This is a genomic window from Pseudomonas sp. 9AZ, from assembly GCF_902506525.1.
In the GTDB taxonomy this organism is placed as follows: domain Bacteria; phylum Pseudomonadota; class Gammaproteobacteria; order Pseudomonadales; family Pseudomonadaceae; genus Aquipseudomonas; species Aquipseudomonas peli.
On the sequence record NZ_LR733840.1, the window covers coordinates 62,501 to 86,439 of the forward strand.

A 23,939-nucleotide genomic window follows, 5' to 3' on the forward strand; every position below is an offset into this window, starting at 1 on the left:
TCAGGCGTGCTCTCTGATTTCTCTGTCGGCCATTGATCCTCGCACGTTTCCGTTCTCGCAGCCCGGCTGGACAGCTTCAAGGCTCACTGATTCTGTTGAGCTCAACGGCCCTAACAACAATTGCATCTATGAGTTTTCCCACCCTTCAAGCGGTTCAAAAAAGACAGGCTCCGGTCAAGTCGGTGGCATAACCGTCGCCGCTGTCCTGCAGCCTGTCTGTGAAGCTGACAGCAGCGAATCTCGCTCTTTCCCTATCGGTCGAGAAGAACGCGCCATTGGTGATGCCTCGTTCACCAGCTTCGGCAATAACGCACCGTCTACGCTCTGCCTTTCCGGCTGCAATGCCACCCGGTCAGCTGAGCAATCCCAAGACCTGTTTGCAGTGCCAGACCCTGCCTCAAATCTGCATGACCTGATCTACGCCAATGTCGATTACACCCTAGACGGTGCCACTTGCTCGTCCGCCTCCAACCCAGCCCCGCCGGAAATCCCGCCACCACCTGAGCCTACAGACCCCACTGATCCAACCGATCCGACTGACCCAACGGATCCGACAGACCCCACTGACCCTACTGATCCGACCGACCCAGGCGATGGCGGCACCAACCCCGGCGACGGTGGCACAAACCCAGGTGACGGCGGCACTAATCCTGGTAACGGCGGAACCAACCCCGGTAACGGTGGCACCAATCCGGGCAATGGCGGCACCAACCCAGGTGGCGGCGACAGTGACGGCGGTAGCGCCTCCGGTCTTGCCTGTGATCAGCCCTTGGCCTGCTCCGGTGATGCCATTCAATGCGCCATTCTCGACACGCAAAAGCGCGCCCGTTGCGATGCCCAAGCCGCTGGAAACTTCCCCGCACAAGAAGGCGACATCACCGGCTTTATCAACGGTAAAGGCGACAGCGCCAAGCTCGACGAAGGCGACGGTGAAATTGATGTGTCCGGCCTATTCAGCGGCCCGACCGATCCGCGCTTTCTGCCTGCAGCGTGCCCACCGGCCAAGACCTTCACCCTACAAACCCAAGGTGGCCGCACCTTTGAATTTTCCTATGAGCCGCTGTGCCAGTTCGCCACCGACCTTGGCTACCTGATCGTCATAGCGGCCTCACTGTTCTACGCCGTCTACGTTGGCCGCGCCTCAGGAGGTGAGTGATATGCCTGCATTTCTATGGGTAGCCCAGTTCCTTTGGCAGATCGCCGGCCCGCTGGTGATGACTGTTTTTCGCGCCATCGGCTTTGGCTTCGTGACCTACTTCGGCTTCAACGCGCTGATCAACGCCGCCCGCGATTACATGATCACCAATATGGGCAACTCGGGGATCGTCATTCAGCAAATCCTTGGGCTGGCCAAGATCGACATAGCGATAAACATCATGCTGTCCGCCGTGTTCACCCGCTTCATCATCGCGGGCATCAACAAGGCCCAGGATCGCAAACGTAATCAGGTCTGGCGCAAGCCGGGCGGCACCTCCATCGAAGCATAAGGGGGCGCACCCATGCTCTATATCCGCACCGGCAAACCCGGCCACGGCAAGACCCTCAACACCATCAAGGAAGTGGATCAGAAGGCTCACGCAGAAGGCCGCACCGTCTACTTCCACAACATCAACGGCCTGCAGCCAGAACAGCTCAAAGCGTCGTGGTACAAGTTCGATGATCCCGAAAAGTGGTTCGAACTGCCCAACGACTCAATCATTGTCGTCGACGAGGCCCAAGGCTGGTTTGGTGGTCGTGATCCTCGGGCGCGTCCGCCTGAACACATCACCCGCTTTGAAACCATGCGCCATAGCGGCCATGAAGTGCACTTGATCACCCAGGACCCGCGCTATCTCGACGTGCACCTGCGCCGCCTGTGCAATGGTCATATCCACTACTGGCGCGTCTTCAAATCCCAGCAACTGCTGCGCTTTGAATCCGATTCGGTGATTGAAAAAGTAGAAGTGAAATCCAGCTTCAAGGATGCCGAGAAAACCACGGTACGCCTCGATAAGAAGTTTTTCAGCGTCTACACCAGCAGCAACGCCCAGCACCATTTTCAGACCAAGCTACCGACCAAATTCATCTTGGCCGTACTGGTCATCGCCGGTGCCGTCTTCATGGTCTACCGCGCCTACGAACGCTACGAAGCCGGCAAACAGACCGAGCAAGCTGCCGCCAACGCCCAGGCCGAAACCAGCACCCCGACCGGCGTGGTCGATCAAGTGAAAAGCTCGGTCGGCTCACTCATAAACCCGGTCAGCAACAAACCAGGCAAGAAGGCACTCAGCCTGGATGAATACCTTGCCGCCCGTGTCCCTCGCATACCGGACGTGCCCAGCTCCGCCCCTATCTACGACGAACTGACCAAGCCGCAAAGCTACCCGCGGCTGTCCTGCGTCATGAGTTCGGATGAGGGCTACATCGACCGCAATTCGAAGCGCTACCGGGTCGTAAGAACGCAGGAAAAAGCCTTTATCTGCGAGTGCTTCACCCAGCAAGGCAGCTGGCACAAAACCTCGTTCTCGTACTGCAAGAACACGGTAGAGCGCGGCGCCTTCGATCCGGCCCGCCCTGACCCCGGCGCGCGCCCCGACCTGCAGCAAGCCAACAACCAACCCCAGCAGCAGCCGCAACAACCCCAGGAAGCCCCCAAGGGCGTCACCGTGACCCGTATTCCATACGAGAAAGGCCGATTCCTATGGTGATCACTCAGCGCCTTCGCTTGGCGCATTTGAGCGCATGCGCGAGGTACGAGCGCCGCGCCAAATGCGCGCGCTGACGTCCCTGTAACACGTCATATAAGTCCGAATGAAAGTGGCCATTATTGGTCAATAAAGGAAAAACAGATGAGCGTAAAAGACCAAAGAAGACTTGATCGACTGACCGGCCTGGAATGCAAACGAGGTCGTTTATTCATAGATGCGGCCAGTGCTGCACTCACTGACCTGTCAGGCGTGCGCCTGCTCCGCTGTGGCGTCGACACCGTGCGCCAACTCTACAAAGGGCTGATCCGCCCCGAGATCATGGCCCTATTCGAAAATCCGGGCACCCTGGTCGACTTTGCGGGCCAGCGTTGGCACTCAGGCCGTGTTGGCCGTGACTCGGGTTACCAGTACAAGCTGCAGAATGCTGACCTGGGCATCATCCTGTTGGTGAAGAACTTCAACGCCAAGCTAGACACCATCGGCCCACACCTGAAAATCGAAGTGTCACCCCATGCAATCGACAGCCTGTCGCCTGAGCGCCTTCAGGCACGGTTAGATTTTTACGCCGCCCAGGTACTGACTCACGTAGAAATCAACCAATGCGCCGTACACCTCGCGCTAGACCTCCAGGGCTGGACACCTCCCGCCGATCTGGTGGCCCGCATGCACTGCAAAGCCCGCGTGCAGCGTGACATAACCGGCATCAACGAAATCAACTGGGCCACCAAATCCAGCACCTACGGACGTGGCGAAACCTCCATGTTTGGCTCTGCCAACGGCGTTCAGCTCTGTATCTACAACAAGACCGAGCAAGCCCGCGCAACTGACAAGCTCGACTACTGGGAAAGCGTCTGGAAGCGTCGTGACAGCTTCGACGAAAAAGACCCCGACAACTACAACCCCGACCAAGCCGTATGGCGCGTAGAACTGCGCTATCACCACTCGATCATCCAACAATTCGCTAGCGGCTCACTCGACGTGAGAACCGGTGAAGCCATCGACACCAGTTCGTTTGCAGCGTTTGCGGGTCATCTGGACGGCCTGTGGCGCTATGGCCTGCGCCAATTCAAGTTGCTCGACCGCCCTGGTTACTTCTCCCCCATCTGGACACTCATTCGCGAGGATGTGCGCGTGGATCTACCTGTTGATTCCCTGCTTGAGGACACCGAATACAAGCGCTACTACAAGACCTCCCGTGGCTTCTCGGGCAAAAACGTCGAACTGTTCCTGGGTAACTTCGTCAGCCTGCTGGCAAGGGAACGCGTGGGCGCAAAAAAGGCGTTTGACCGGCTGCAAACCTGGGAATGCTGGCCGGTAATTCGCGACCACTATGCCGCCAAGGAAATGAGCGAGCACGACATATACAAGCACATCAAAAACCTGCTTGAAGAACGCAACGTACGTTGGGGGCGTGCCGTCTAATGTCTATCGAACAACTACCGGACGGTCGTTGGAAGGTCGATGTAGAACCCGTCAAGGGCAAACGCTTCCGTAAAACCTTCAAGACCAAAGGCGAGGCCCAGCGGTTTGAAGCGACCTGCAGAACCAAATGCATCGAAACGCCCAGTTGGTCACCCAAGCCCAAGGACAAACGCCGGCTGTCTGAGTTGTGCGACCGTTACTATGACCTGCACGGCCACACCCTGGCGGATGCTGCACGGCTAAAGCAGATCCTCGCCAAGTTGTCCAAGGATCTGGGCGACCCAGTTGCCGTAACCTTTACCGGCAACGCCTACTGCGAAACCCGGCGTATACAGTTTGATAGCGGCGTGAAAGGCAAAACCCTGAATAACCGCCTCGGCTACCTCAAGGCCGTATTCAATGAACTGCATCGCCTGGGTGAAATCGACTACCCCAACCCGCTGATTAACGTCCGGCCCCTTCGCCTGCAGGAAAGGCCCCTCTCCTTCCTGTCCGTGCCTCAAATCAACGAAGTGCTGGCCGCCTTGGATGCACGCGACACCACGCCGGGAATTGGCCTTGTAGCTCGCGTATGTCTGGCAACGGGTGCGCGCTGGGGTGAAGCTCAGGCCCTAACGCCTGAACGGGTGAAAAATGGCGCCGTGACCTTCGCCAATACCAAGTCACGCCGCACAAGGACTATCCCCATCAGCGAAGCCCTGGAAAAGCAGCTACAGACCTACTTCAAGCAAAACGGCCTGTTCAGTAACTGCATGGTGACCTTTAGCCGGGTACTGGAAACCACCTCGATCAAGCTGCCAGAAGGCCAAGCCACCCACGTACTGCGGCACACCTTCGCCAGTCACTTTGTCATGCGTGGCGGCAACATCCTGACCCTGCAGAAGATCCTGGGCCATTCCAGCCTGACAATGACCATGCGCTACGCGCACCTGTCACCCGATCACCTGCAGGATGCTTTATCGCTCAACCCGCTGGCCGACAAATGACGTTAACAAAACGTACGTTTTGGCGTACGCTAGCCATAACGACATAGGAGGCCAGGCCCCATGCAAACCCTAACCGCAAGCGAAGCACGGACAAACCTATACCGGCTCATGGATCAATCCGCCGAATCGCACCAACCGATCCTGATTTCAGGCAAGCGCACCAACTCTGTTCTGGTGTCTGCAGAAGACTGGGAAGCGATTCAAGAGACTCTGTATCTGCTGTCAGTTCCTGGCATGCGCGAGTCCATCAAGGAAGGCATGGCTGAACCGGTCGAGGAATGTGCTAAGGATCTGGATTGGTGAATTGGCAGCTCGTCTACACAAAGCAAGCTCAGAAAGATGCACAAAAATTGGCAGCGGCTGGCTTAAAGGACAAGGCTAAAGCCCTGCTGGCGGTCGTACAGGAAAACCCGTTTCAGAACCCTCCCCCCTATGAAAAGTTGGTCGGGGATCTCGCCGGGGCTTACTCACGCCGCATCAACATTCAGCACCGTCTGGTTTACATGGTGCTGCAGGATGAACAAGTGGTGAAGGTTCTGCGCCTCTGGTCGCACTACGAGTAAACCAGCCTTTCGACACTTCATCGACACCACCGAACGCCAGAAAGCAAAAAGCCCCGACAACTCGTGAGTTATCAGGGCTTTAGCTGTATCAATCTGGCGGTGAAGGTGGGATTCGAACCCACGATACGATTTCTCGTATACACACTTTCCAGGCGTGCTCCTTCAACCGCTCGGACACTTCACCGGGTCTAGACACACATTGCTGTCTGTCGAGGCGCGCAAATGTAGCCGAACAGCCAGCCAAAGGCAAAATCTTTTTTCAAAAGATTCATGTGCTTATGCCAAATGCTGGTCCTCGGGGGAGGACTTAGCGGGATTGGGTTCAAATCGGTGTTGGCCGAACAGAATAAAGCTAAGCGAGACAAACAGGCTGAAAGCAAACAAGCCCAGCACGCCGACAGGGTTTTGGCTGCGCGGTTCGGTGGCCAGCCAGAGCAGCCCGAGCAATAGCAGCAAGGCCAATGCAACGCGCCAGGACCTGAAAGAGAGGGTTAAACCACGCATAGCGTCATCGCTCATGAATAAAGTGTCGACGGTAGCGGTGCATCCGCACAGCCGACCAATTACCGATCTTGATCAAGGTCATAGCTGAAGCAGCCGCGCTCACTGACCAGCCAGTCAGCCATCGTGCTTTACCTGGCCAGTGCGGATGAGTAACGTCTGCTGCACTTCAGCACAAGGAACCCGACCATGAGCGACCTGATCAGCTACCAACTCGACGATGGCATTGCCACCCTGACCCTGTGTAATGGCAAGGTAAATGCCATCTCCCCGGACGTGATCACTGCTTTCAATGCGGCTCTGGATCGCGCCGTGCAGGACAAGGCCATCGTTATCATCACCGGCCAGCCGGGCATTCTGTCGGGCGGCTACGACCTCAAAGTGATGACTTCCGGCCCGCAAAATGCCATCAACCTAGTGGCGTCCGGCTCCACGCTGGCGCGCCGCATGCTTGCTCACCCCTTCCCGATCATCGTTGCCTGCCCAGGTCATGCGGTCGCCAAGGGTGCCTTTATTTTGCTCTCGTCCGACTACCGTATCGGCGTTGAAGGCGCGTTCAGCATCGGTCTCAACGAAGTGCAGATCGGCATGACCATGCACCACGCTGGCATCGAGCTGGCCCGTGACCGCCTGCGCAAATCAGCCTTCCACCGCTCGGTGATCAATGGCGAGATGTTTGACCCGCAAAGCGCTGTGGATGCTGGCTTCCTCGACAAAGTGGTGCCAGCCGAACAGCTGCACGCCACGGCGCTGGCAGTTGCCCAGCAGATGAAGAAAATCAACATGACGGCGCATAAGAACACCAAGCTGAAAGTGCGCAAGGCGCTGCTCGAAGCCCTCGACCAAGCTGTCGAGCTGGACAAACAGCACATGGTGTAAACGCATCATGCAGCACCAGGAGCCCGGCCTTTGCGCCGGGCTTTTTGCATTTAATGGCTAAACAGTGGCAAACCGGCAAGCAATCTGTCCAGGCTGTATTACTTTTAATAAGTATGGCCAAGGAGCAGAGGCACTCACCAATCGATTCGAAATTGCCGCCGGGAGCGTGTTATGAAGATTGCCCACAAGGTTGGTCTGGCCGCGGCCATCGTGTTGTTCCTCACCACCAGCCTGCTGTCGCTGGCGCAAGTCACCCAGGTTCGCGCCACCCTCCAGAGTCAGGTGGCAGCCAGCATCGCAGAATCAAGTAACGCACTCGCCAGGCAGATCGAGAACTGGCTCAACGCCAAGCTCAAGCTGATGGACCTGATGGCGCAGAGCATCGACAGCAACTACAGCCCCGAAGAAACCCAGCGCATCGTCAACACACCAATGCTGAAGAACGAATTCATCCTGGTCTTTGGTGCCCTGCAAAGCGATGGCAAGCCGATCAAGAACAGCGATGAATGGAAGCCCGCCCCTGAATGGGATGGTCGTCAACGGCCCTGGTACGCGACGGGTAAAGACGGCATACAAGCCGTACTGACCGAACCCTATGTGGATTCCACTACGGGTGAAATCCTGATTTCTGCCGTTACGCGCATCACCAATGCCGGCGAATTTCTAGGGGTAATGGGCGGTGATATCCGCTTGAAAACTGTGGCGGATGCCGTCAACACCCTGGATTTCAACGGCGCCGGCTACGCCTTTCTGCTCACGCGCAACGGCAACATCATTTCCCACCCCAACACCGAGCTGAACGGCAAAAGCTACAGCGAACTATTCGACGGCCAGAGCCCTGCGCTGAACAAGGAGCTGCAGGAAACCAGTGGCGGCGACAAGGATCTGCTGGTGTCCTTCACCCCGCTGCCCAACCTCAAGGGAATGGACTGGTATATCGGCGTGGTGCTGGACAAGGGCATCGTCATGGCCGAAGCCAATGCCCTGAGCTGGCGCGCGGTGATAGGCACCATGCTGGGGGTGATCATCAGCCTGATCGTGCTGGGTGTGCTGATGAACAACCTGCTCAAGCCCCTCGACCATCTGCACAACTCTCTGCATGAGGTAAACAGCGGTGAAGGCGACCTGACTCGTCGCCTGCCCGCCACCGGCAACGATGAAATTGCCCTGGTCTCCAAGGAGTTCAACAGCTTCCTGCAAAGCCTGCAGAGCTTGATCAGCGAGGTGATGGGCAGTTCCAGGCAGGTGCGTGAAAGCACCACACTGACCTCCAGCGAAGCCAACCAGGCGGCCAATCGCTTGCAGCAACAACTGCAGGAGCTTGATCAGCTGGCCACCGCCATGCAGGAAATGGCCTCCACCGCCGAAGAAGTGGCGCGTAATGCACAGGCTGCGGCACAAGCCGCGCTGGCGGCCAACGAGGAGACTGAAAATGGCGTACGCGTGGTGTCGCGCTCTACCGAGGCGATCAAACACCTGGCCGATGAAATGGACGAGACCAGCCATGCGATTAACGAATTGGCCAAGCTTAGCCACAACATCGAATCGATCCTGTCGGTGATTACCAGCATTGCCGACCAGACCAACCTGCTTGCCCTTAACGCCGCTATCGAAGCGGCACGCGCCGGTGAATCCGGCCGTGGCTTTGCCGTGGTGGCTGATGAAGTCCGCTCACTGGCCTCACGGACCCAGCAGTCGACCCAGGAAATCCGCCAGATGATCGACCAGCTGCAATCCGGGGTGAAACAGGCCGAATCGCGCATGCAGCAGAGCCGCGACACTGCCAGCAAAACCGCCGAAGAGGCCGGCGCGGCCAACGACATGCTTGGGCGCATTAGCGATGCGATCACCCGGATCAACGACATGAACCTGCAAATCGCCACCGCTGCTGAACAGCAGAGCGCCACCACCGAGGAAATCAACCGCAACACTACCAACATTCGCGACATCAGCCATGAAGTGGCCGCCGGCGCTGAAGAACAGGTGCGTCAGTGCGCCGTGATGGTCGAACAGGTCGGCCAGCAGGACCATCTGCTCGGGCGTTTCAAGGTCTGAGTTTCCCGACATCGGGCGGCACCTTCGCGTGCTGCCAGCGCCAATCGAAAAAGCGATTAGGCATACTCGTCGCGTGGCTCCTGTGCCTGGCCTTGCTTAGCATCGCCCAGGCGAAACGTATTGATGTGTATATCAATGATCGCCTATCGATTCTCTGGAAGCTGCAGCAGATGCGCAGCGAAGGCATCTTTGCCAGCAGTGGGCTGAACAGGTTGGTTGAAAGCCCTACCCTCTCCAGTGAACACGGGTCACATGGGCTATACACGTATCAATATTACGCTCGGTTGACCCTGGCAGCGGCTCTAACAATGGCGCAACAAGCGGTAACGACCTCTGATCAGCATCAATTGCCGAAAGCAGTGCACGCCCGTACACTGCGCGCCTTTTTCCTATGACGGGCGTACCAAATGCTTTTTCTTCTGCGCATGCTGGCGATGGGCGTGCACTTTATCCTCGCCGGCATCCTAGGCCTGCTGCTTGGCATCTGCCGCCCGTTTAATCCAGATAACAGCCGCTTGTGCGCACGCCTGTACAGCATCCCGGCGCAGTGGCTATTACGCTGGAAGTTGAAGACCGATGTACAGCCACTGCTCGACCATCAGCGTTCCTGCGTGATCGTCGCCAACCACCAGTCCAACTATGACCTGTACGTGCTCGGCCGCGTGGTGCCCAAACGCACCGTAAGCATCGGCAAAAAGAGCCTGAAGTGGGTGCCATTCTTCGGTCAACTGTACTGGCTGGCGGGCAATGTCTTGCTCGATCGCGGTAATGCCGTGCGCGCCAAGCAGGCCATGCTCACCACCACTGAGACGCTCAAGCACAAAGACACCTCGATCTGGGTGTTCGCCGAAGGCACCCGCAACTTGGGCAAAGGGCTACTGCCATTCAAGAAAGGCGCGTTTCAGATGGCCATTGCCGCTGGTGTACCGATTATCCCGGTGTGCGTCAGTACCTACGTTAACCACCTGCACCTCAACCGCTGGAACAGCGGCGAAATCATGATCCGCTCACTGCCTGCCATTCCTACGGCAGGCCTGACGCAGGATGATCTGCCACAGCTGATCGACACCTGCCGCACGCAGATGCAACAGTGCATCGACGCCATGGATCAGCAACTCAGCCAACGCGCCTGAGACTGCTCGCTGCGCCTACATAGCCCAGCCAAGTGCTGGGCTTTTTCTTGCTGGCAGTACTTCACATCGTCCACTGGCAGCGACTAAGCCGCTAAGCTGCGTGCTGAGTTCACCACCAATAAGAGAGATTTTATGGGTCGCGTTGTGGCTGCCGCCGTGTACAGCAAGGGCAAAAAAGTCACCACTATCAGCCTCGACGAAGGTAAACCATGGTCGAAAAAACCGGGGCACTTCGTCTGGATTGGCCTGCATGACCCCTGCTCCGAAGAGCTGACCAGCCTGCAGCAGCAATTCGACCTGCATGAACTGGCGCTGGAAGACGCCCTGCAGCGGCACACCCGGCCCAAGCTGGAAACCTTCGGCGATGCGCTGTTTCTGGTGCTCTACTCGCCCATCCGGGTCAACGACGAACTGACTTTTGTCGAAACCCAGCTGTTTGCCGGCAGCGGTTACATCATCAGCGCCCGTTACGGCGAGTCCGCGCCCTACTCGCAGGTGCGCCAACGCTGCGAGGCGCGCCCGCTGCTGCTCGAACACGGCGAAGACTTCGTGCTCTACGCCCTGCTCAGCTTCGTGATCGAGAACTACCGCCCGCTGATGGACAGCTACCACAGCGAGCTTGAGGAGGTGGAGCAGCACGTGCTGAAAAACCCGCTGAGCCAGGCCGATGTCGAGCGCATTCAGGGTTTGCGCCGTGATCTGCTCCGCCTGCGTCGCTACATCGGGCCGCTAGCAGAAATCTGCCAGGAGTTGCAGCGCCTAGAGTTTCCGTTTATCGACAAGAACATGCGGCCCTACTTTCGCGACGTGGCGATTCACGTCAACCGCCTGCTGGAAGACCTAACCGCCCTGCGCGAAATGGCTGATCACGCCATCGAAATTGGCTTGCTGCTGGAGTCCTCTCGGCAAAGCGTGACCCAGCGCAAGTTCGCCGCCTGGGCCGCGATTCTGGCCTTCCCAACGGCTGTAGCCGGAATCTACGGGATGAACTTCCAAAACATGCCGGAACTGACCTGGCACTACGGCTACTTCGGAGTGCTCGGACTGATCACCACCGGTTGTGCTGGGCTCTTCATCAGCTTCAAACGCTCCGGCTGGCTGTAATCATCGTCTGGAAGGATTTTTAACGGTGCGCAACGGCGGCCCGCACGGTAGCGGTTATGGATGACACGCCATAAAAAAAGCCCGGTCACTGACCGGGCTTTTTTACACAAACGTCGCTTATTCGGCCAAACCGGCACGGCCCTGGGCGACAAAGCGCATCATCCATTCAGCCACGGTGTGGCCCTGATGATCGCGCTGCAGACTGTCGACGCCCTTGGAGTAGGTCGGCTCACCAATGTGCTGCTGACGCAGATCGAGCAACGCGCGCGAATAGTCATGCACAAACTCGGGGTGGCCCTGGAAGCACAGCACCTGATCACCGATGCAGTAGGAGGCAATCGGGCAGAACTCGCTGCTGGCCAGCAACGTAGCTTTTTCCGGTAGTTGGGTCACTTGGTCTTGATGGCTGATCAGCAGAGTCAGGTCTTCCAGATCAGGGCTCATCCAGGTTGGTTTGTTCGCCATACGGTACTGATGAATGCCCACACCCCAGCCCTGCACCGCCCGCTCAGCCTTGCCGCCCAGCAACAGCGCCAGCAGCTGATGGCCGAAACACACGCCGAGCAGCTTGTCGCCCCGGTTGTAGCGCTCCAGCAGGTAGGTTTTAAGCGTCTGGATCCAGGCATCGCTGCCGAAGGAGTCTGCCTTGCTGCCCGTCACCAGATAGGCATCGTAGCGCTCGCTGTCCGGCGGGTAATGCCCCTCCATCACGTTGTACACCTTGAACTCGGCAGCAATCGGCTGACGGGCGAACAACTGCTCGAACATACGGCCATAACTGTCGTATTGGTCGACCAATTCAGGGCGAAGAACATCGGTTTCCAGGATGCAGATCTGCAGCGGCATATGGGCGGTTACCTAGGGCGCAGGAGGGTTGTTTTTCCAGCGCGCAAGCGTGCCTGCTGACAGGCTGCAAGGCAATAGCCACGGGGCAAACCCGACCAATTACCCGGGTCCCATCAGCGCCCTCGATAGTCACCATAAGCACCATTCACTTCTGTCGATAGCGGCACGCGCAGATGATCTTGCCATCGGGCAGTGCGCCCACTCCACCAGAGGACACCAGCATGACCAGTTTTTCCGCTATCGCCAGCCTGCTTGCCGCTTCCGCCTTCAACAGCAACCACAGTGCGAGCAACCAGCGCCAAGCCGAGAAAGTGCAAGCCGCACAACTCAAGGCGGACCAGAACGCCGCTAGATAACTGCGCCCCGCAATCAGGAGAACGCCATGAGCATCGCCCAATCGCTGAGCAACCAGAACGTCTATGGCGTGACCTATGCCACTGTTGACGACAGCGGCATCCACTTCGAGTCCGAGCTGGCTATCCAGCTTAGCGACGGCACCTTAACCACCCTGCGCATGCCCACTCACCTGAGCGAGCGTCAGGCTATCCAGCAGCTCGTTTGCGGCCGCCAGGCCTGCTGACAGTTATTGCACTGGCATCGGGCAGCTGAGGTCGCCTTCTTCACAGACGGCCAGCTGCTCCAGCTCCTTGACCCGCGCGGCGGTCTTTTGCGTCAGGCAGCCGTTAAGCACCATCGGATAGGCCGAGCCGCCCTCTACCGACGCCGACTCAAACGCGCAGGCCAGGTCGCGGAATTTGATCCAGGCCAGCTGGACGTCTTTGAGTTGCTGCTTCTGCCCATCATCCAGACGCTTGCGATAATCGCCGTAGAGCTGATTCAGGCGTTTGTCCTGTGCGGCGTAGTCCGCCGCCGCGCACTGGTTGAGAGTGAGTTGATCCATGGCATTGGCGCAGTCATCCGCCCACACCGGCGCGGCCAATAACCCCAGGCTGATTGCCAGCGCACTGCTTATCCCGATTTTCATAACACCTCCTTGCGCCACACCTGCGTGGCTGTTGCAGCAGTCTAGTGTCATGCCCATAAAAAAACCGGCTCACAGGGAGCCGGTTTTCAGTACATCTGCTTTAACACGACGGATTTAGAAGCTCTGGTTCTTCGCCGCCTTCTCCAGCAGCAACGCCGGCGGTAGGAAGCGCTCGCCATACTGCTCAGCCAGGTACTTGGCACGGGCGACGAAATCCTTCACCCCGTACTGGTTAATAAACTGCAACGCCCCACCGGTCCAGGCCGCAAAACCGATGCCGAAGATCGAACCAATGTTGGCGTCAGCAACCGACTTGAGCACACCCTCTTCAACGCAGCGCACGGTTTCGATGGCCTGGATAAACAGGATGCGATCACGCACGTCGATCTGCGAGATCTGCGCATCGCGCTTCTCGAAACGCGCCTTGAGTTCTGGCCACAGGTGTTTCTTGCCGCCTGCAGGGTAATCGTAGAAGCCCGCACCCGCTGCTTTGCCCGGACGTTTGTATTCATTGAGCATCATGTCGATCACGGCAAATGCCGGGTGCTCGGGAATCTGCTTGCCTTCGGCTGCGAGGTCCTTGATGGTCTGCTGACGGATATGGTTCATCAGGCTCATCGACACTTCGTCGCTGATCGCCAGTGGGCCGACCGGCATCCCGGCTTTGCGCGCTTCGTTCTCGATCATCGCCGCGCTCACGCCCTCGCCCAACATGGCCAAGCCTTCGTTGGTGAAGGTGCCAAACACCCGTGAGGTGAAGAAGCCACGGCTGTCGTTGACCACGATCGGGGTCTTCTTGATCTGCATGACGTAGTCGAAGCCGCGCGCCAGGGTTTCGTCGCTGGTGTGCTCGCCCTTGATGATTTCCACCAGCGGCATTTTGTCCACCGGGCTGAAGAAATGCAGGCCGATAAACTTATCCTGCTTCTGCACCGCCGTGGCCAAGCCGGTAATCGGCAGGGTTGAGGTGTTGGAGGCAATCACCGCGTCAGCCAGCGCCGCGCGCTCAGCAGCTGCGGTGACGTTGGCCTTGAGGTCACGATCCTCAAACACGGCTTCGATGATCAGGTCGCAGCCTTCGAAGTCAGCGTCACTGACGGTGGGTTTGATCCGCGCCAGAATGCCATCGCGCTTCTCAGCGCTCATCTGGCCACGGCCAACTTTCTTCTCCAGCAGCTTGGCCGAGTAGTCCTTGCCCTTCTCAGCGGCCTCGATGGAGATGTCCTTGAGCACTACGTCGATACCGGCGACCGCGGATACATAGGCAATACCGGCGCCCATCATGCCTGCTCCGAGCACACCGACCTTCTTGGTCACATAGGGCTCAAAGCCTTGCGGACGTGAGCCGCCGGCGTTGATTTCATTGAGCTGGAACCAGAAGGTGCCGATCATGTTCTTCGCCACCTGGCCGGTGGTCAGCTCGGTGAAGTAGCGTGCTTCGATGATCTGCGCGGTGTCGAAATCAACCTGCGCGCCCTCAACGGCGGCGCACATGATCTTCTCCGGCGCAGGGAAGCAGCCCTTGGTCTTGTCACGCAGCACGCTTGGCGCGATGGCCAGCATTTGCGCCACATTCGGGCTGGACGGCGTGCCGCCGGGAATCTTGTAGCCTTTCACGTCCCACGGCTGCACAGCGGTCGGGTTGGCGGCAATAAAGGCGCGAGCCTTGGTCAGCAGGTCATCGCTATCGCTGGCCAGTTCATGAATTAGGCCGGCCTTGAGCGCCGCATCGGGACGCACTTTCTTGCCTTCAGCCAGATACGGCAGGGCTTTTTCCAAGCCGAGGATACGCACCATGCGCACCACCCCGCCGCCGCCCGGCAGCAGCCCGAGGGTCACTTCCGGCAAACCGAGCTGGATGCTGGAGTTGTTCAGGGCGATACGGTGATGGCAGGCCAGGGCAATTTCCCAGCCGCCGCCCAGGGCCGCGCCATTGATGGCAGCAACCACCGGCTTGCCGAGGCACTCCAGACTGCGCAGTTGGCCCTTGATATTGAGGATCATCTGGTAGAAGGCAGGCGCATCGGCCTTGGTGACCTTGATCAGCTCATTGAGGTCGCCGCCGGCGAAGAAGGTTTTCTTCGCTGAGGTGAGGATGACCCCGGCAATGGAATCCTTCTCGGCCTCCAGGCGGTCAACAATCTTGCCCATGGCTTCGCGGTACACCGCGTTCATGGTATTGGCGCTCTGGCCGGGCATGTCCATGGTCAGAACGACGATATTGTCCTGGCCTTTTTCGTAACGGATGGCGTCAGTCATTTTTCTTATCTCCGCCTCAAACTCTTTCAATAATCGTGGCAATGCCCATACCGCCGCCCACACAGAGGGTGGCCAGGCCGTAGCGCAGTTGGCGCTTCTCCAGCTCGTCAATCAGGGTGCCAAGAATGGCGCAACCGGTTGCACCCAGCGGGTGCCCCATGGCAATGGAGCCGCCGTTGACATTGACCTTGTCCTCGCTGACGCCCATGTCCTTCATAAATTTCATCACCACCGAGGCAAACGCCTCGTTGACCTCAAACAGGTCGATGTCGTTGACGTTCAACCCGGCCTTGGCCAGCGCCTTGCGGGTGGCCGGCGCCGGGCCGGTGAGCATGATGGTCGGGTCGGTGCTGGTCACAGCAGTGGCGACGATGCGTGCACGCGGCTTCAAGCCCAGTTCTTTACCTTTGGCCTCGGAGCCGATCAACATCAGGGCAGAGCCATCGACGATGCCGGAGCTGTTGCCCGGGGTATGCACGTGGTTGATCTGCTCAACATGGCTGTAAACCCGCAGCGCGGTGCTGTCGAAGCCCATCTGGCCCATCATCTCGAAGCTTGGCTTGAGCTTGCCCAGGCCTTCGAGGGTGGATTCGCCACGGATAAATTCGTCGTGATCGAGCAGAACGATACCGTTCTGATCGGCCACCGGAACCATAGATTTGCTGAACGAACCGTCCTTGCTGGCGCGGGCGGCCTTTTGCTGCGAGCGCAGGGCAAAGCTGTCGACGTCGGTGCGGCTAAAACCTTCCAGGGTGGCGATCAGATCGGCGCCGATACCCTGCGGAGTGAAGTGGGTGTGCATATTGGTCGCCGGATCCATCACCCAGGCGCCGCCATCGGAGCCCATGGGAATGCGCGACATCGACTCGACGCCGCCAACCACTACCAGGTCCTCGAAACCGGAACGCACCTTCATCGCGCCGAGGTTCACCGCTTCCAGGCCCGAGGCGCAGAAACGGTTGAGTTGCACGCCCGACACGCTGACATCCCAATCGGCGACCATGGCTGCCGTTTTGGCGATATCCGCGCCCTGATCACCCACCGGCGTTACGCAGCCGAGCACGATGTCATCGACCTGGCTGGTGTCCAGGTTATTGCGCGCTTGCAGCGCCTTGAGCAGGCCGGCGATCAGGTCGACAGGCTTGACGCTGTACAGCGCGCCGTCCTTCTTGCCCTTGCCGCGGGGCGTGCGCACGGCATCGAAAATATATGCTTCGGTCATGGCGTCCTCAGACCTCCAATGGAGGGTGGCTGATGGCGCAGGTGAGGCCCGCGCCTGTTTTTGTTGAGTGGGCCTACCATACGCCGAGCCGAAGTAGTCTCAATGACCGAAGTGCTCAGGCCTATTGACCGCTCAGCTCAGACAAACGGTCAATCACTGGACGAAGGCCCACAAGCGCGTCTAGCTCAAGGTCCGCTTGCCTGTTGCAGGCCGCGCGTCATAACCGCTGGCAACTAGCCCACGCACCTTAGTAATCAAGGCGTCTATAGCCAGGTGCTGCACGCCCCTACAGTTGAATCAAGCCACCGGCAAATAGAGCGCAGGTCGGCTGTTGTAGGCGTCGTCGCCGGGTTTTGCCGGGACGGCTTGAATGATCAACACGAGGCGTGGCGTCGCATCCGCACATTACGCAGGACAGCGACGACCACCCGCAAAAAACAACAAGGCCAACCGCCATGTTCAATCTAGTGAAAATGCGTCAGGCAGGCATGATCGTGTTTGCCACCACCGTCATTCTGATTCTTCCCAACCTGACCCGCTTGGTCAGTTAACCCCCTGACTTCCTGCCCTGCCTGCCACCGTGGAGTGAGCCGGCAGCGGCAGCGCTAACTCAACAAACACGTGCAAAGCAGCGCCTGTGCTAGGGTGATTTCAATCAACCCAAGGAGCACATCATGCGCACACTATTTGCCACCCTCGGCCTGCTGGTCAGCCTGCCTCTGCTGGCCGGCGAAGCCGAACTCAGCGCCGCCGTTGTCGCCCTGCAATCACCGGAAAGCGTGCTGATCGATGTCCGCACCGCCGAAGAATTCGCCGCTGGCGCACTGCCCGGGGCAGAGCAGATCGAACACGAACAGATCGCCAGCCGCATCAGCGCCATCGCCCCGGACAAGGACACGCCCATCGTGCTGTATTGCCGCAGCGGCCGTCGCTCCAGCATCGCCGAAGAAAGCCTGCGCGCCATGGGCTATAGCAACCTGATCAACGCGGGCGGCTATGACGAACTGAAACTCGCCCTGGAGTCGCAGGATTGAACAAACGCGCTCTTGGTATCGCCCTGTTCGCCCTCCTACCCTTCACCCACCTGCACGCCGCCGAACTGACCCTGGAGCTGGGCAACGGCAGCCAGCGCCTGAGCAGCGCGCAACTGCTCGCCCACACGCAGGCGCAAAACGTCGAGATCAGCGACGACGTCAGCTACAAACGCAGCATGCGCTACCGCGCCGTGCCGTTGGCCGCGCTGCTGGAAGGCGTGCAGCCGGGCGACCACCTGCAACTGGTCGCCAGCGACGGCTTTGCCGCCGAACTCTCCGCCGCCCCCGCGCTCAGCCAAGCTGGCAGCAAAGCCTGGCTAGCCATCGAAGATCCAGCCCAACCCTGGCCCGCCCTGGGCAACGGCAAACCCAGCGCCGGGCCGTTCTACCTGGTCTGGCAAAACCCCGCAGCCAGCCAGATCGGCCCCGAGCAATGGCCCTTCCAGCTGGCCACCATCCGTAAACTGGCCCCGGTAGCGCAGCGCTTCCCGCAGCTACTGCCCGCCGCCGAAGCCAGCCCAGCGGTGCAGGCCGGTTTTGCCCAATACCAGAAGAACTGCATGGCCTGTCATCGCCTGAATGGCGCAGGCGACTCACAATTCGGCCCCGATCTGAATATTCCGCATAACCCGACGGAGTATTTCAGTGGCGACTTTCTAACCCGCTATATCCGCGATCCACAAAGTTTGCGGCGCTGGCCGCAGGGGAAGATGCCGGGGTTTGCGGTTGAGGTATTGAGTGACAAGGAACTGGGGGTGTTGGTTGAGTATTTATGGCACATGGCGGGGCGCAAAGTGCAGCCTTTGTAGGAACGGGCTTGCCGCAAATCGAGGTGAATACAAAAACATCACGGCCGATAACTAGGCGTTCCCGCCGCTGCTACAGGTTTCGCAGAGCCCGCCAGTTCGTAGGATGGGTCGGGCCGCGCAGGTTGAGCAACGTGATACTCATCAAATCGTCTTGGTGGCAGGCATCTGCTTTGGCTTTTAGTCAATCCACACAAAACGTGCAGACGACGCCAAACGCCCCTTCAGGAGGGTGAACAGAATCGTTGTGTAGAGGGGTGAGCCGCATGGATGCGGCGAAAGGTGTAAAGGGCCAGGGACGGCCCTTGTACGCCGACCCTCGGAGCAATGATGGCGTGAACGAACCCTGCCGCAGGCAGGGCCGGATGTCGGGGCTAGACCTTTTGGTTCCTTTTGGGGCAATTGCCAAAAGGGACTCGCCCGTAAGGGGCGAAACCAAAATTAGAGCCGACAAACGCTTGGTGGGTTAGGTGGCGCTCAAGCTCCGAGCAGAACCATCAATCTCGGATTAGCGCCACTAATCTACCCCACGAAGCAGGCTTCATTCGAGGGCGGTGTCGTACGCCATAAACCCCTCTCCCCAACCCCTCTCCCGCAAGCGGGCAGAGGGGCTTTAAGAGCCTACTGCTGTTGCACCCGCACCAGCGGTGCAACCTCCACCTGCGCATGCATCTGCTCAATACCGCCACCCCGACGCATACCGCGTACCGGGCAGGCATCCAGATAGTCCAGACCAACCGCCAACTTCAAATGCCGCTCCGGTTTGGCCAGGCAGTTGGTCACATCAAAGCTGTACCAGGCGTCGTCCAGCCAGGCCTCGGCCCAAGCATGGCTGGCCAGGTGGTCTTCGCTGTCGGTAAACAGATAGCCCGACACATAACGCGCTGGAACGCCCAGGCTGCGCGCGCAGGCCAGGAAGGCGTGAGCGTGATCCTGGCAAACGCCCTTGCCGCCGGCGAAGGCTTCACTGGCGCTGGTTTCCACAGCGGTGCTGCCCGGCTGGTAACGGATATGCGCATTCAACGCATGCATCAGGTCGATCAGACCGCTGCGGTCCGGGCGGCTGCGGCTTTGCAGTTTGGCAAACTCGCGCAGGGCTTCGTCGGCTTCGGTCAGGCGGGTAAAGCGCAGAAACGGCAGCGCCGACTGACTTTCGTGCTCGGCCTCTCGCGCTTCGTCGATTTCCACCTGGCCACGGGCGCCGATAACGATGGATTCGTGCGGCTCATCCATGGTCAGCACATGCAGGATATTGCCGTAGGGGTCGAGCTGGGCGCGCACCGGGCGCGGCAGGGTCAACTGCCAGCTGAGTACCTGCTGACGCTCGCTGTCGTGCGGCGTCATGCGCAGGTACTGGATGCTGGTGCGCACCTGGTCTTCATAGTGATAGGCAGTGTCGTGGCTGATAGACAGTCTCATGCGACCTCCAGGTAGGAACTTTGGATGGCTTGGCCTAGCTGGCGGACCAGCAGGATGAAATCGGTGAGCCAGGCGTGCAGGCCCTCGTCGAGTACTTCTTCGATGCTGGTATAGCGCAGCCGCGCTTCCAGTTCGGCGGCCAGGCGCTGGGCCGGGCGGCCGTTGTCGCCAGGCAGGCTAGCGAGCATCAGGCTCAGTTCGTCCATGCAGGCGCGCAGCGAGCGCGGCACGTCGGCGCGCAGTAACAGCAGTTCGGAGACTTTGCGCGTACCGGGCGAGCCACGATAGATCTCGGCAAAGGCCTCGAACGAGGACAGCGCACGCAGCAGCGCGGTCCACTGGTAGTAGCTACGTGCCGGTCGGCCGTCGACTTCGTCGATGTCTTCGCCGAGCATTTCATAGCGCGCATCGAGCAGGCGCAGGGTGTTGTCGGCGCGCTCGATAAAGGTGCCCAGGCGGATAAAGCGGTACGGGTCGCCGCGCATGATGGTGCCGAAGGTGGCACCACGGAACAGGTGCGAGCGCTCCTTGACCCATTCGCAGAAACGGCTGATGCCGTAGCGGCTCAGGCCTTGCTGCGCGATGCCGTGGATTTCCAGCCAGGTGGCGTTGATGTTTTCCCACATGTCGGCGGTGATCCGCCCGCGCACGGCGTGGGCGTTGCTGCGCGCGGCCTGCAGGCAGCAGTAGATGCTCGCCGGATTGGTCGCATCGAGGGCGAAGAAGTGCAGCATGCGCTCGGCGTGCAGCGGGCCGTGGCGCTCCAGGTAATCGTCGAGGGTGCCGGTAATCAGCAGCGGCAGGGCCAGTTCTTCCAGGCCATCACCGCGGCCGTCCTGCGGCATCAGCGACAGCGAGTAGCTGACTTCAAGCATGCGCGCGAGGTTTTCCGCGCGCTCCAGGTAGCGCGACATCCAGTACAGATCAGAGGCAGTTCTTGAAAGCATGGTTAGTCCTCCACCACCCAGGTGTCTTTGGTGCCGCCACCCTGGGACGAGTTGACCACCAACGAGCCTTCGCGCAGCGCGACGCGGGTCAGGCCGCCGGGGACGATGCGGGTTTCCTTGCCGGATAGAACGAATGGCCGCAGGTCGATATGCCGAGGCGCGATACCGCGTTCAACAAAGGTCGGGCAGGTCGATAGGCACAGGGTCGGTTGGGCGATATAGGCCTCGGGACGGGCAATCAGCCGGGCGCGGAAGTCTTCGATTTCGGCCTTGGTGGCTGCCGGGCCGACCAGCATGCCGTAGCCGCCGGAGCCCTGGGTTTCCTTGACCACCAGGTGTTCCAGGTTGGCCAGCACGTGGGACAACTCGGCCGGCTTGCGGCACTGAAAAGTCGGTACGTTTTTCAGGATCGGCTCTTCGCTGAGGTAGAAGCGGATCATGTCGTCGACATAGGGATAGATGGATTTATCGTCCGCCACCCCGGTGCCAATGGCGTTGGCCAGCACCACGTTGCCGCTGCGGTAACAGGCCAGCAGGCCCGGCACACCGAGCATGGAGTCCGGGTTGAAGGCCAGCGGGTCGAGGAAGGCATCATCGAGACGGCGGTAGACCACGTCCACCTGCTTGGCCCCGGCGGTGGTGCGCATAAACAGCTTGTCGTCGCGCACAAACAGATCTGCACCTTCTACCAACTCCACACCCATTTCGCGGGAGAGGAAGGCGTGTTCGAAATAGGCGCTGTTGAAGCGCCCCGGCGTCAGCACCACGACGTTGGGGTTATCCAGCGGGCTGGAGGACTTCAGCGTGTCGAGCAGCAGGTTCGGGTAGTGATCGATCGGCGCCACGCGCTGGGCGGCGAACAGCTCGGGGAACAGGCGCATCATCATCTTGCGGTCTTCGAGCATGTAGCTGACGCCGCTCGGGGTGCGCAGGTTGTCTTCCAGCACGTAGTAGCTGCCGTCGCCATCGCGCACCAGATCAACCCCGGCGATATGGGCGTAGAGGTCGCGGTGCAGGTTGAGGCCCTGCATGGCGATCTGGTAACCCTCGTTGGCCAGCACCTGCTCGGCGGGCACGATGCCGGCCTTTATGATGCGCTGGTCGTGGTAGAGGTCGGCGAGGAACATGTTCAGCGCCTGCACGCGCTGGATGCAGCCGCGTTCGACGATGCGCCATTCGCTGGCAGGGATGCTGCGCGGGATGATGTCGAACGGGATCAACCGCTCGGTGCCCTGGTCGTCGCCATACAGGGTGAAGGTGATACCCGCGCGGTGGAACAGCAGGTCGGCTTCCCGGCGGCGCTGGGCCAGCAGTTCATCCGGCGTATCCGCTAACCAGCGGGCAAATGCTTGGTAGTGCGGGCGGACAGCGCCACTCGCGTCGTACATCTCGTCATAAAAGGTGCGGACCATGCCGTACTCCTTGTCACCCGGACATGGAGACAGCTTTGCAAGGCTCGCGCCATACAATAAAAATGTTTTAAATCAGTAACTTGAGTATTTACGACACAAGCAACGCACCAAGCCAGGGCGCAATGGTGACCGCCAGGTCGCAGCGCGCGCCATTTTAAGGCGGCCAGTCCTTAGGGTGGATAACGCTCTTTTTATCCACCGCACGGCAACCACTGGTGGATGGGAAAGCGTCATCCACCCTAGCCGAGCATCAGAACCCGGCCAGTTGCAGCCAGTGGCGATAGAAGCCTTCTGCTACGCGGTTTAGCTCGGCAATTTTGGCGGGCAGTTGGTCGAGCATCTGCGCCCTGCTCTGCTGGCTGGGTTGGCTTTCATCCAGCAGGTGATGCCAGTCGCCGAGCCACTGGCGGACCAGGGCTTCGTCCATTTCCGGGTGGCCTTGCAGGGCCAAGACTTTATCGCCCCAGGCAAATGCCTGGTTGCTGCACCAGGGGCTACTGAGCAAAGGCTGTGCACCCTCGGGAATAGCAAAGCTGTCGCCATGCCACTGGAAGATCTGGAACTGCTCAGGCACATGCTGTAACCAGGGGCTGGGCGCCGCCTGGTCCAGACGGGTCAGCTGCTGCCAGCCACTTTCGGTGTAAGGCATGCGGCTGATGTCCGCGCCTAGGGCCTTGGCCAACAGCTGGCCGCCCAGGCAGTGGCCGATCAGCGGAATATCGCGGCGGATAAAGTGCTGCAGCGCGGCGACCTCGGTGGCCAGCCAGGGCAGCTGATCATTGACGCTCATTGGTCCGCCCATGATGGCCACGGCCTTGGGTCGGTCCAGATCAATGCCTTCCAGCTCACCGAGGTCAGCGCGTAACACGGTATAGGGGTGGCCAGCCTGCTCAAGCACCTTGCCCAGGTGGGCCGGCGGGCAGTAATCGATATGGGTAAGAATCAGGATGTCAGTCATGCGCCAAGTCTGAAGCAAAGCACGGGCTGGGGTCGAGGGGCGATTGGCTGGGCGCGCGTCGGCGAGGTAGAAATGACACGGGCCAGCTTATGGCCGGCCCGTGTGCAGACTTCAGGGCTGCCTTACCTCCTGGGTAACACCCCACCCATCCAGTTTGCCGCCAAGCGGCGCCACGACTGACTCCAGGTCATGCTCGAAGTCATCGATGCCGTGGTATGTCGCGAACATTACTTTACTGACTTGCAGGTGCCAGACACCGTCATCACGCTCGGTCACCAGGGCGTGTAAAGACTCACCTCGAAATTTGCGGGTGGCCATGCGGGCCCGCTCCTCATCAGGGAAAAGGGCGTAGAACTCGATGGGATGGAAGCTGGCAAAGTCGAAGCCACCCTCCTTCATCCGCCGTAAAACCCCGTTACTGACATCATCGTGCAAGGCTGTGCTCATGAAGTGACCTCCTCAGGCGATGGACAAATTTACAGGACGCTAAAGAACCAACTAGGTGTCGATACTGCAGTGCTACGACCTGGTAAACGCTTTCCCATTGCTACCGCCAGAGCCTCAGCGGTGTTGCGGCACCGATTGCAGTGCCGCCCGAGAATCAAGCGATATGCTGCTTGATATGTCATAAGCCAGACCTGAAACCAGGGCTGGTCAACGCAGGCTTGTTCAGAGCGAACAAGTCAGAAGCGTTAGTTGCAGACTAGTCCCATCAGCGCGC

General features: G+C 59.4%; 26 protein-coding genes, 1 tRNA gene and 1 pseudogene. 17 read left to right on the forward strand and 11 right to left on the reverse strand.

Translation table 11 applies throughout. From position 1 onward, the window contains the following. The first annotated feature begins 382 nt into the window (after positions 1 to 382). From ALTER154_RS20930 to ALTER154_RS00370, 7 genes are all read left to right on the forward strand, one after another. Positions 383 to 1,156, forward strand: coding sequence for a virulence factor TspB C-terminal domain-related protein (locus ALTER154_RS20930; protein ID WP_256665349.1), 774 nt, complete (start codon positions 383 to 385; stop codon positions 1,154 to 1,156). Position 1,157: 1 nt separating this feature from the next. Continuing rightward, on the forward strand, positions 1,158 to 1,487 hold the full coding sequence (locus ALTER154_RS00345) for a DUF2523 domain-containing protein (RefSeq protein WP_160084792.1): 330 nt from the start codon (positions 1,158 to 1,160) through the stop codon (positions 1,485 to 1,487). A 12-nt stretch (positions 1,488 to 1,499) separates the two neighbouring features. Beyond that, entirely contained in the window at positions 1,500 to 2,687 is a 1,188-nt protein-coding gene (locus tag ALTER154_RS00350) for a zonular occludens toxin domain-containing protein (protein WP_160084793.1), read from the forward strand. A 141-nt stretch (positions 2,688 to 2,828) separates the two neighbouring features. Further along, positions 2,829 to 4,109 carry a hypothetical protein gene (locus tag ALTER154_RS00355; RefSeq protein WP_160084794.1) on the forward strand — a complete coding sequence of 427 codons (1,281 nt, stop codon included), beginning with the start codon at positions 2,829 to 2,831 and terminating at the stop codon, positions 4,107 to 4,109. Next, the gene (locus ALTER154_RS00360) at positions 4,109 to 5,095 is read left to right on the forward strand and encodes a tyrosine-type recombinase/integrase (protein WP_160084795.1); all 987 of its coding nucleotides are present in this window, start codon (positions 4,109 to 4,111) and stop codon (positions 5,093 to 5,095) included. The genes ALTER154_RS00355 and ALTER154_RS00360 overlap by 1 nt, the downstream gene beginning before the upstream one ends. Before the next feature lie 60 nt (positions 5,096 to 5,155). Next, the gene (locus ALTER154_RS00365) at positions 5,156 to 5,398 is read left to right on the forward strand and encodes a type II toxin-antitoxin system Phd/YefM family antitoxin (protein WP_090247778.1); all 243 of its coding nucleotides are present in this window, start codon (positions 5,156 to 5,158) and stop codon (positions 5,396 to 5,398) included. Beyond that, positions 5,395 to 5,658 carry a Txe/YoeB family addiction module toxin gene (locus ALTER154_RS00370; RefSeq protein ID WP_090247780.1) on the forward strand — a complete coding sequence of 88 codons (264 nt, stop codon included), beginning with the start codon at positions 5,395 to 5,397 and terminating at the stop codon, positions 5,656 to 5,658. The genes ALTER154_RS00365 and ALTER154_RS00370 overlap by 4 nt, the downstream gene beginning before the upstream one ends. 94 nt (positions 5,659 to 5,752) lie before the next feature. On the opposite strand, the gene ALTER154_RS00375 is transcribed toward ALTER154_RS00370, so the two are convergent. Both ALTER154_RS00375 and ALTER154_RS00380 read right to left on the reverse strand, forming a co-directional pair. Further along, positions 5,753 to 5,842: transfer RNA gene (locus ALTER154_RS00375), tRNA-Ser, on the reverse strand. Between the two features lie 92 nt (positions 5,843 to 5,934). After that, complete coding sequence (locus tag ALTER154_RS00380) at positions 5,935 to 6,177, reverse strand: hypothetical protein (RefSeq protein ID WP_160084796.1); 243 nt, start codon at positions 6,175 to 6,177, stop codon at positions 5,935 to 5,937. A 171-nt stretch (positions 6,178 to 6,348) separates the two neighbouring features. Here ALTER154_RS00380 and ALTER154_RS00385 point away from each other — a divergent pair, with 171 nt between their 5' ends. The 6 genes and pseudogenes from ALTER154_RS00385 to ALTER154_RS00405 all read left to right on the forward strand — a co-directional run bounded on the left by ALTER154_RS00385 (position 6,349) and on the right by ALTER154_RS00405 (position 11,330). After that, positions 6,349 to 7,038, forward strand: a complete 690-nt coding sequence (locus tag ALTER154_RS00385; RefSeq protein ID WP_160084797.1) for a crotonase/enoyl-CoA hydratase family protein — start codon at positions 6,349 to 6,351, stop codon at positions 7,036 to 7,038. Between the two features lie 171 nt (positions 7,039 to 7,209). Further along, positions 7,210 to 8,235, forward strand: a pseudogene (locus tag ALTER154_RS21145) (cache domain-containing protein); the annotation flags it as partial. A gap of 30 nt (positions 8,236 to 8,265) precedes the next feature. Continuing rightward, positions 8,266 to 9,093 carry a methyl-accepting chemotaxis protein gene (locus ALTER154_RS21150; RefSeq protein WP_372239939.1) on the forward strand — a complete coding sequence of 276 codons (828 nt, stop codon included), beginning with the start codon at positions 8,266 to 8,268 and terminating at the stop codon, positions 9,091 to 9,093. Between the two features lie 92 nt (positions 9,094 to 9,185). Then, a complete protein-coding gene (locus tag ALTER154_RS00395) occupies positions 9,186 to 9,488 on the forward strand; it encodes a hypothetical protein (protein WP_160084799.1) in 303 nt (100 codons plus the stop codon). Between the two features lie 12 nt (positions 9,489 to 9,500). Continuing rightward, entirely contained in the window at positions 9,501 to 10,226 is a 726-nt protein-coding gene (locus ALTER154_RS00400; protein WP_090247790.1) for a 1-acylglycerol-3-phosphate O-acyltransferase, read from the forward strand. Between the two features lie 132 nt (positions 10,227 to 10,358). Then, positions 10,359 to 11,330: a magnesium and cobalt transport protein CorA gene (locus tag ALTER154_RS00405; protein WP_090247792.1), complete on the forward strand. Its 972-nt coding sequence runs from the start codon at positions 10,359 to 10,361 to the stop codon at positions 11,328 to 11,330. 117 nt (positions 11,331 to 11,447) lie between these two features. On the opposite strand, the gene ALTER154_RS00410 is transcribed toward ALTER154_RS00405, so the two are convergent. Continuing rightward, on the reverse strand, positions 11,448 to 12,176 hold the full coding sequence (locus ALTER154_RS00410) for an amidotransferase (protein ID WP_090247794.1): 729 nt from the start codon (positions 12,174 to 12,176) through the stop codon (positions 11,448 to 11,450). Positions 12,177 to 12,397: 221 nt separating this feature from the next. Here ALTER154_RS00410 and ALTER154_RS20935 point away from each other — a divergent pair, with 221 nt between their 5' ends. Continuing rightward, positions 12,398 to 12,532 (forward strand): hypothetical protein, encoded by a 135-nt coding sequence (locus ALTER154_RS20935; RefSeq protein ID WP_256665350.1) that lies wholly within the window; start codon positions 12,398 to 12,400, stop codon positions 12,530 to 12,532. Positions 12,533 to 12,558: 26 nt separating this feature from the next. Then, positions 12,559 to 12,756 (forward strand): type III secretion system co-regulatory protein PtrC, encoded by a 198-nt coding sequence (ptrC, locus tag ALTER154_RS00415; protein WP_160084800.1) that lies wholly within the window; start codon positions 12,559 to 12,561, stop codon positions 12,754 to 12,756. A gap of 3 nt (positions 12,757 to 12,759) precedes the next feature. Here the strand turns inward: ptrC and ALTER154_RS00420 are convergent, their stop codons facing one another. From ALTER154_RS00420 to ALTER154_RS00430, 3 genes are all read right to left on the reverse strand, one after another. Then, entirely contained in the window at positions 12,760 to 13,161 is a 402-nt protein-coding gene (locus ALTER154_RS00420; protein ID WP_160084801.1) for a lysozyme inhibitor LprI family protein, read from the reverse strand. Positions 13,162 to 13,275: 114 nt separating this feature from the next. Beyond that, positions 13,276 to 15,420 carry a 3-hydroxyacyl-CoA dehydrogenase NAD-binding domain-containing protein gene (locus ALTER154_RS00425; protein WP_160084802.1) on the reverse strand — a complete coding sequence of 715 codons (2,145 nt, stop codon included), beginning with the start codon at positions 15,418 to 15,420 and terminating at the stop codon, positions 13,276 to 13,278. Between the two features lie 16 nt (positions 15,421 to 15,436). Next, the gene (locus tag ALTER154_RS00430) at positions 15,437 to 16,642 is read right to left on the reverse strand and encodes an acetyl-CoA C-acetyltransferase (protein ID WP_160084803.1); all 1,206 of its coding nucleotides are present in this window, start codon (positions 16,640 to 16,642) and stop codon (positions 15,437 to 15,439) included. Between the two features lie 674 nt (positions 16,643 to 17,316). Here ALTER154_RS00430 and ALTER154_RS00435 point away from each other — a divergent pair. Both ALTER154_RS00435 and ALTER154_RS00440 read left to right on the forward strand, forming a co-directional pair. Further along, on the forward strand, positions 17,317 to 17,676 hold the full coding sequence (locus ALTER154_RS00435) for a rhodanese-like domain-containing protein (protein WP_160084804.1): 360 nt from the start codon (positions 17,317 to 17,319) through the stop codon (positions 17,674 to 17,676). Further along, positions 17,673 to 18,485: a cytochrome c gene (locus ALTER154_RS00440; RefSeq protein WP_178126319.1), complete on the forward strand. Its 813-nt coding sequence runs from the start codon at positions 17,673 to 17,675 to the stop codon at positions 18,483 to 18,485. Before ALTER154_RS00435 ends, ALTER154_RS00440 begins: the two co-directional genes overlap by 4 nt. 618 nt (positions 18,486 to 19,103) lie before the next feature. Here the strand turns inward: ALTER154_RS00440 and ALTER154_RS00445 are convergent. The 5 genes from ALTER154_RS00445 to ALTER154_RS00465 all read right to left on the reverse strand — a co-directional run bounded on the left by ALTER154_RS00445 (position 19,104) and on the right by ALTER154_RS00465 (position 23,665). Then, positions 19,104 to 19,901, reverse strand: a complete 798-nt coding sequence (locus ALTER154_RS00445) for a transglutaminase family protein (protein ID WP_160084805.1) — start codon at positions 19,899 to 19,901, stop codon at positions 19,104 to 19,106. After that, positions 19,898 to 20,848: an alpha-E domain-containing protein gene (locus ALTER154_RS00450; protein ID WP_160084806.1), complete on the reverse strand. Its 951-nt coding sequence runs from the start codon at positions 20,846 to 20,848 to the stop codon at positions 19,898 to 19,900. The genes ALTER154_RS00445 and ALTER154_RS00450 overlap by 4 nt, the downstream gene beginning before the upstream one ends. Positions 20,849 to 20,850: 2 nt before the next feature. Continuing rightward, entirely contained in the window at positions 20,851 to 22,260 is a 1,410-nt protein-coding gene (locus ALTER154_RS00455; protein ID WP_160084807.1) for a circularly permuted type 2 ATP-grasp protein, read from the reverse strand. 250 nt (positions 22,261 to 22,510) lie between these two features. Then, positions 22,511 to 23,218, reverse strand: coding sequence for a type 1 glutamine amidotransferase (locus tag ALTER154_RS00460; protein WP_160084808.1), 708 nt, complete (start codon positions 23,216 to 23,218; stop codon positions 22,511 to 22,513). A gap of 111 nt (positions 23,219 to 23,329) precedes the next feature. After that, the gene (locus tag ALTER154_RS00465; protein ID WP_108490342.1) at positions 23,330 to 23,665 is read right to left on the reverse strand and encodes a ribonuclease E inhibitor RraB; all 336 of its coding nucleotides are present in this window, start codon (positions 23,663 to 23,665) and stop codon (positions 23,330 to 23,332) included. Positions 23,666 to 23,939 lie beyond the last annotated feature (274 nt).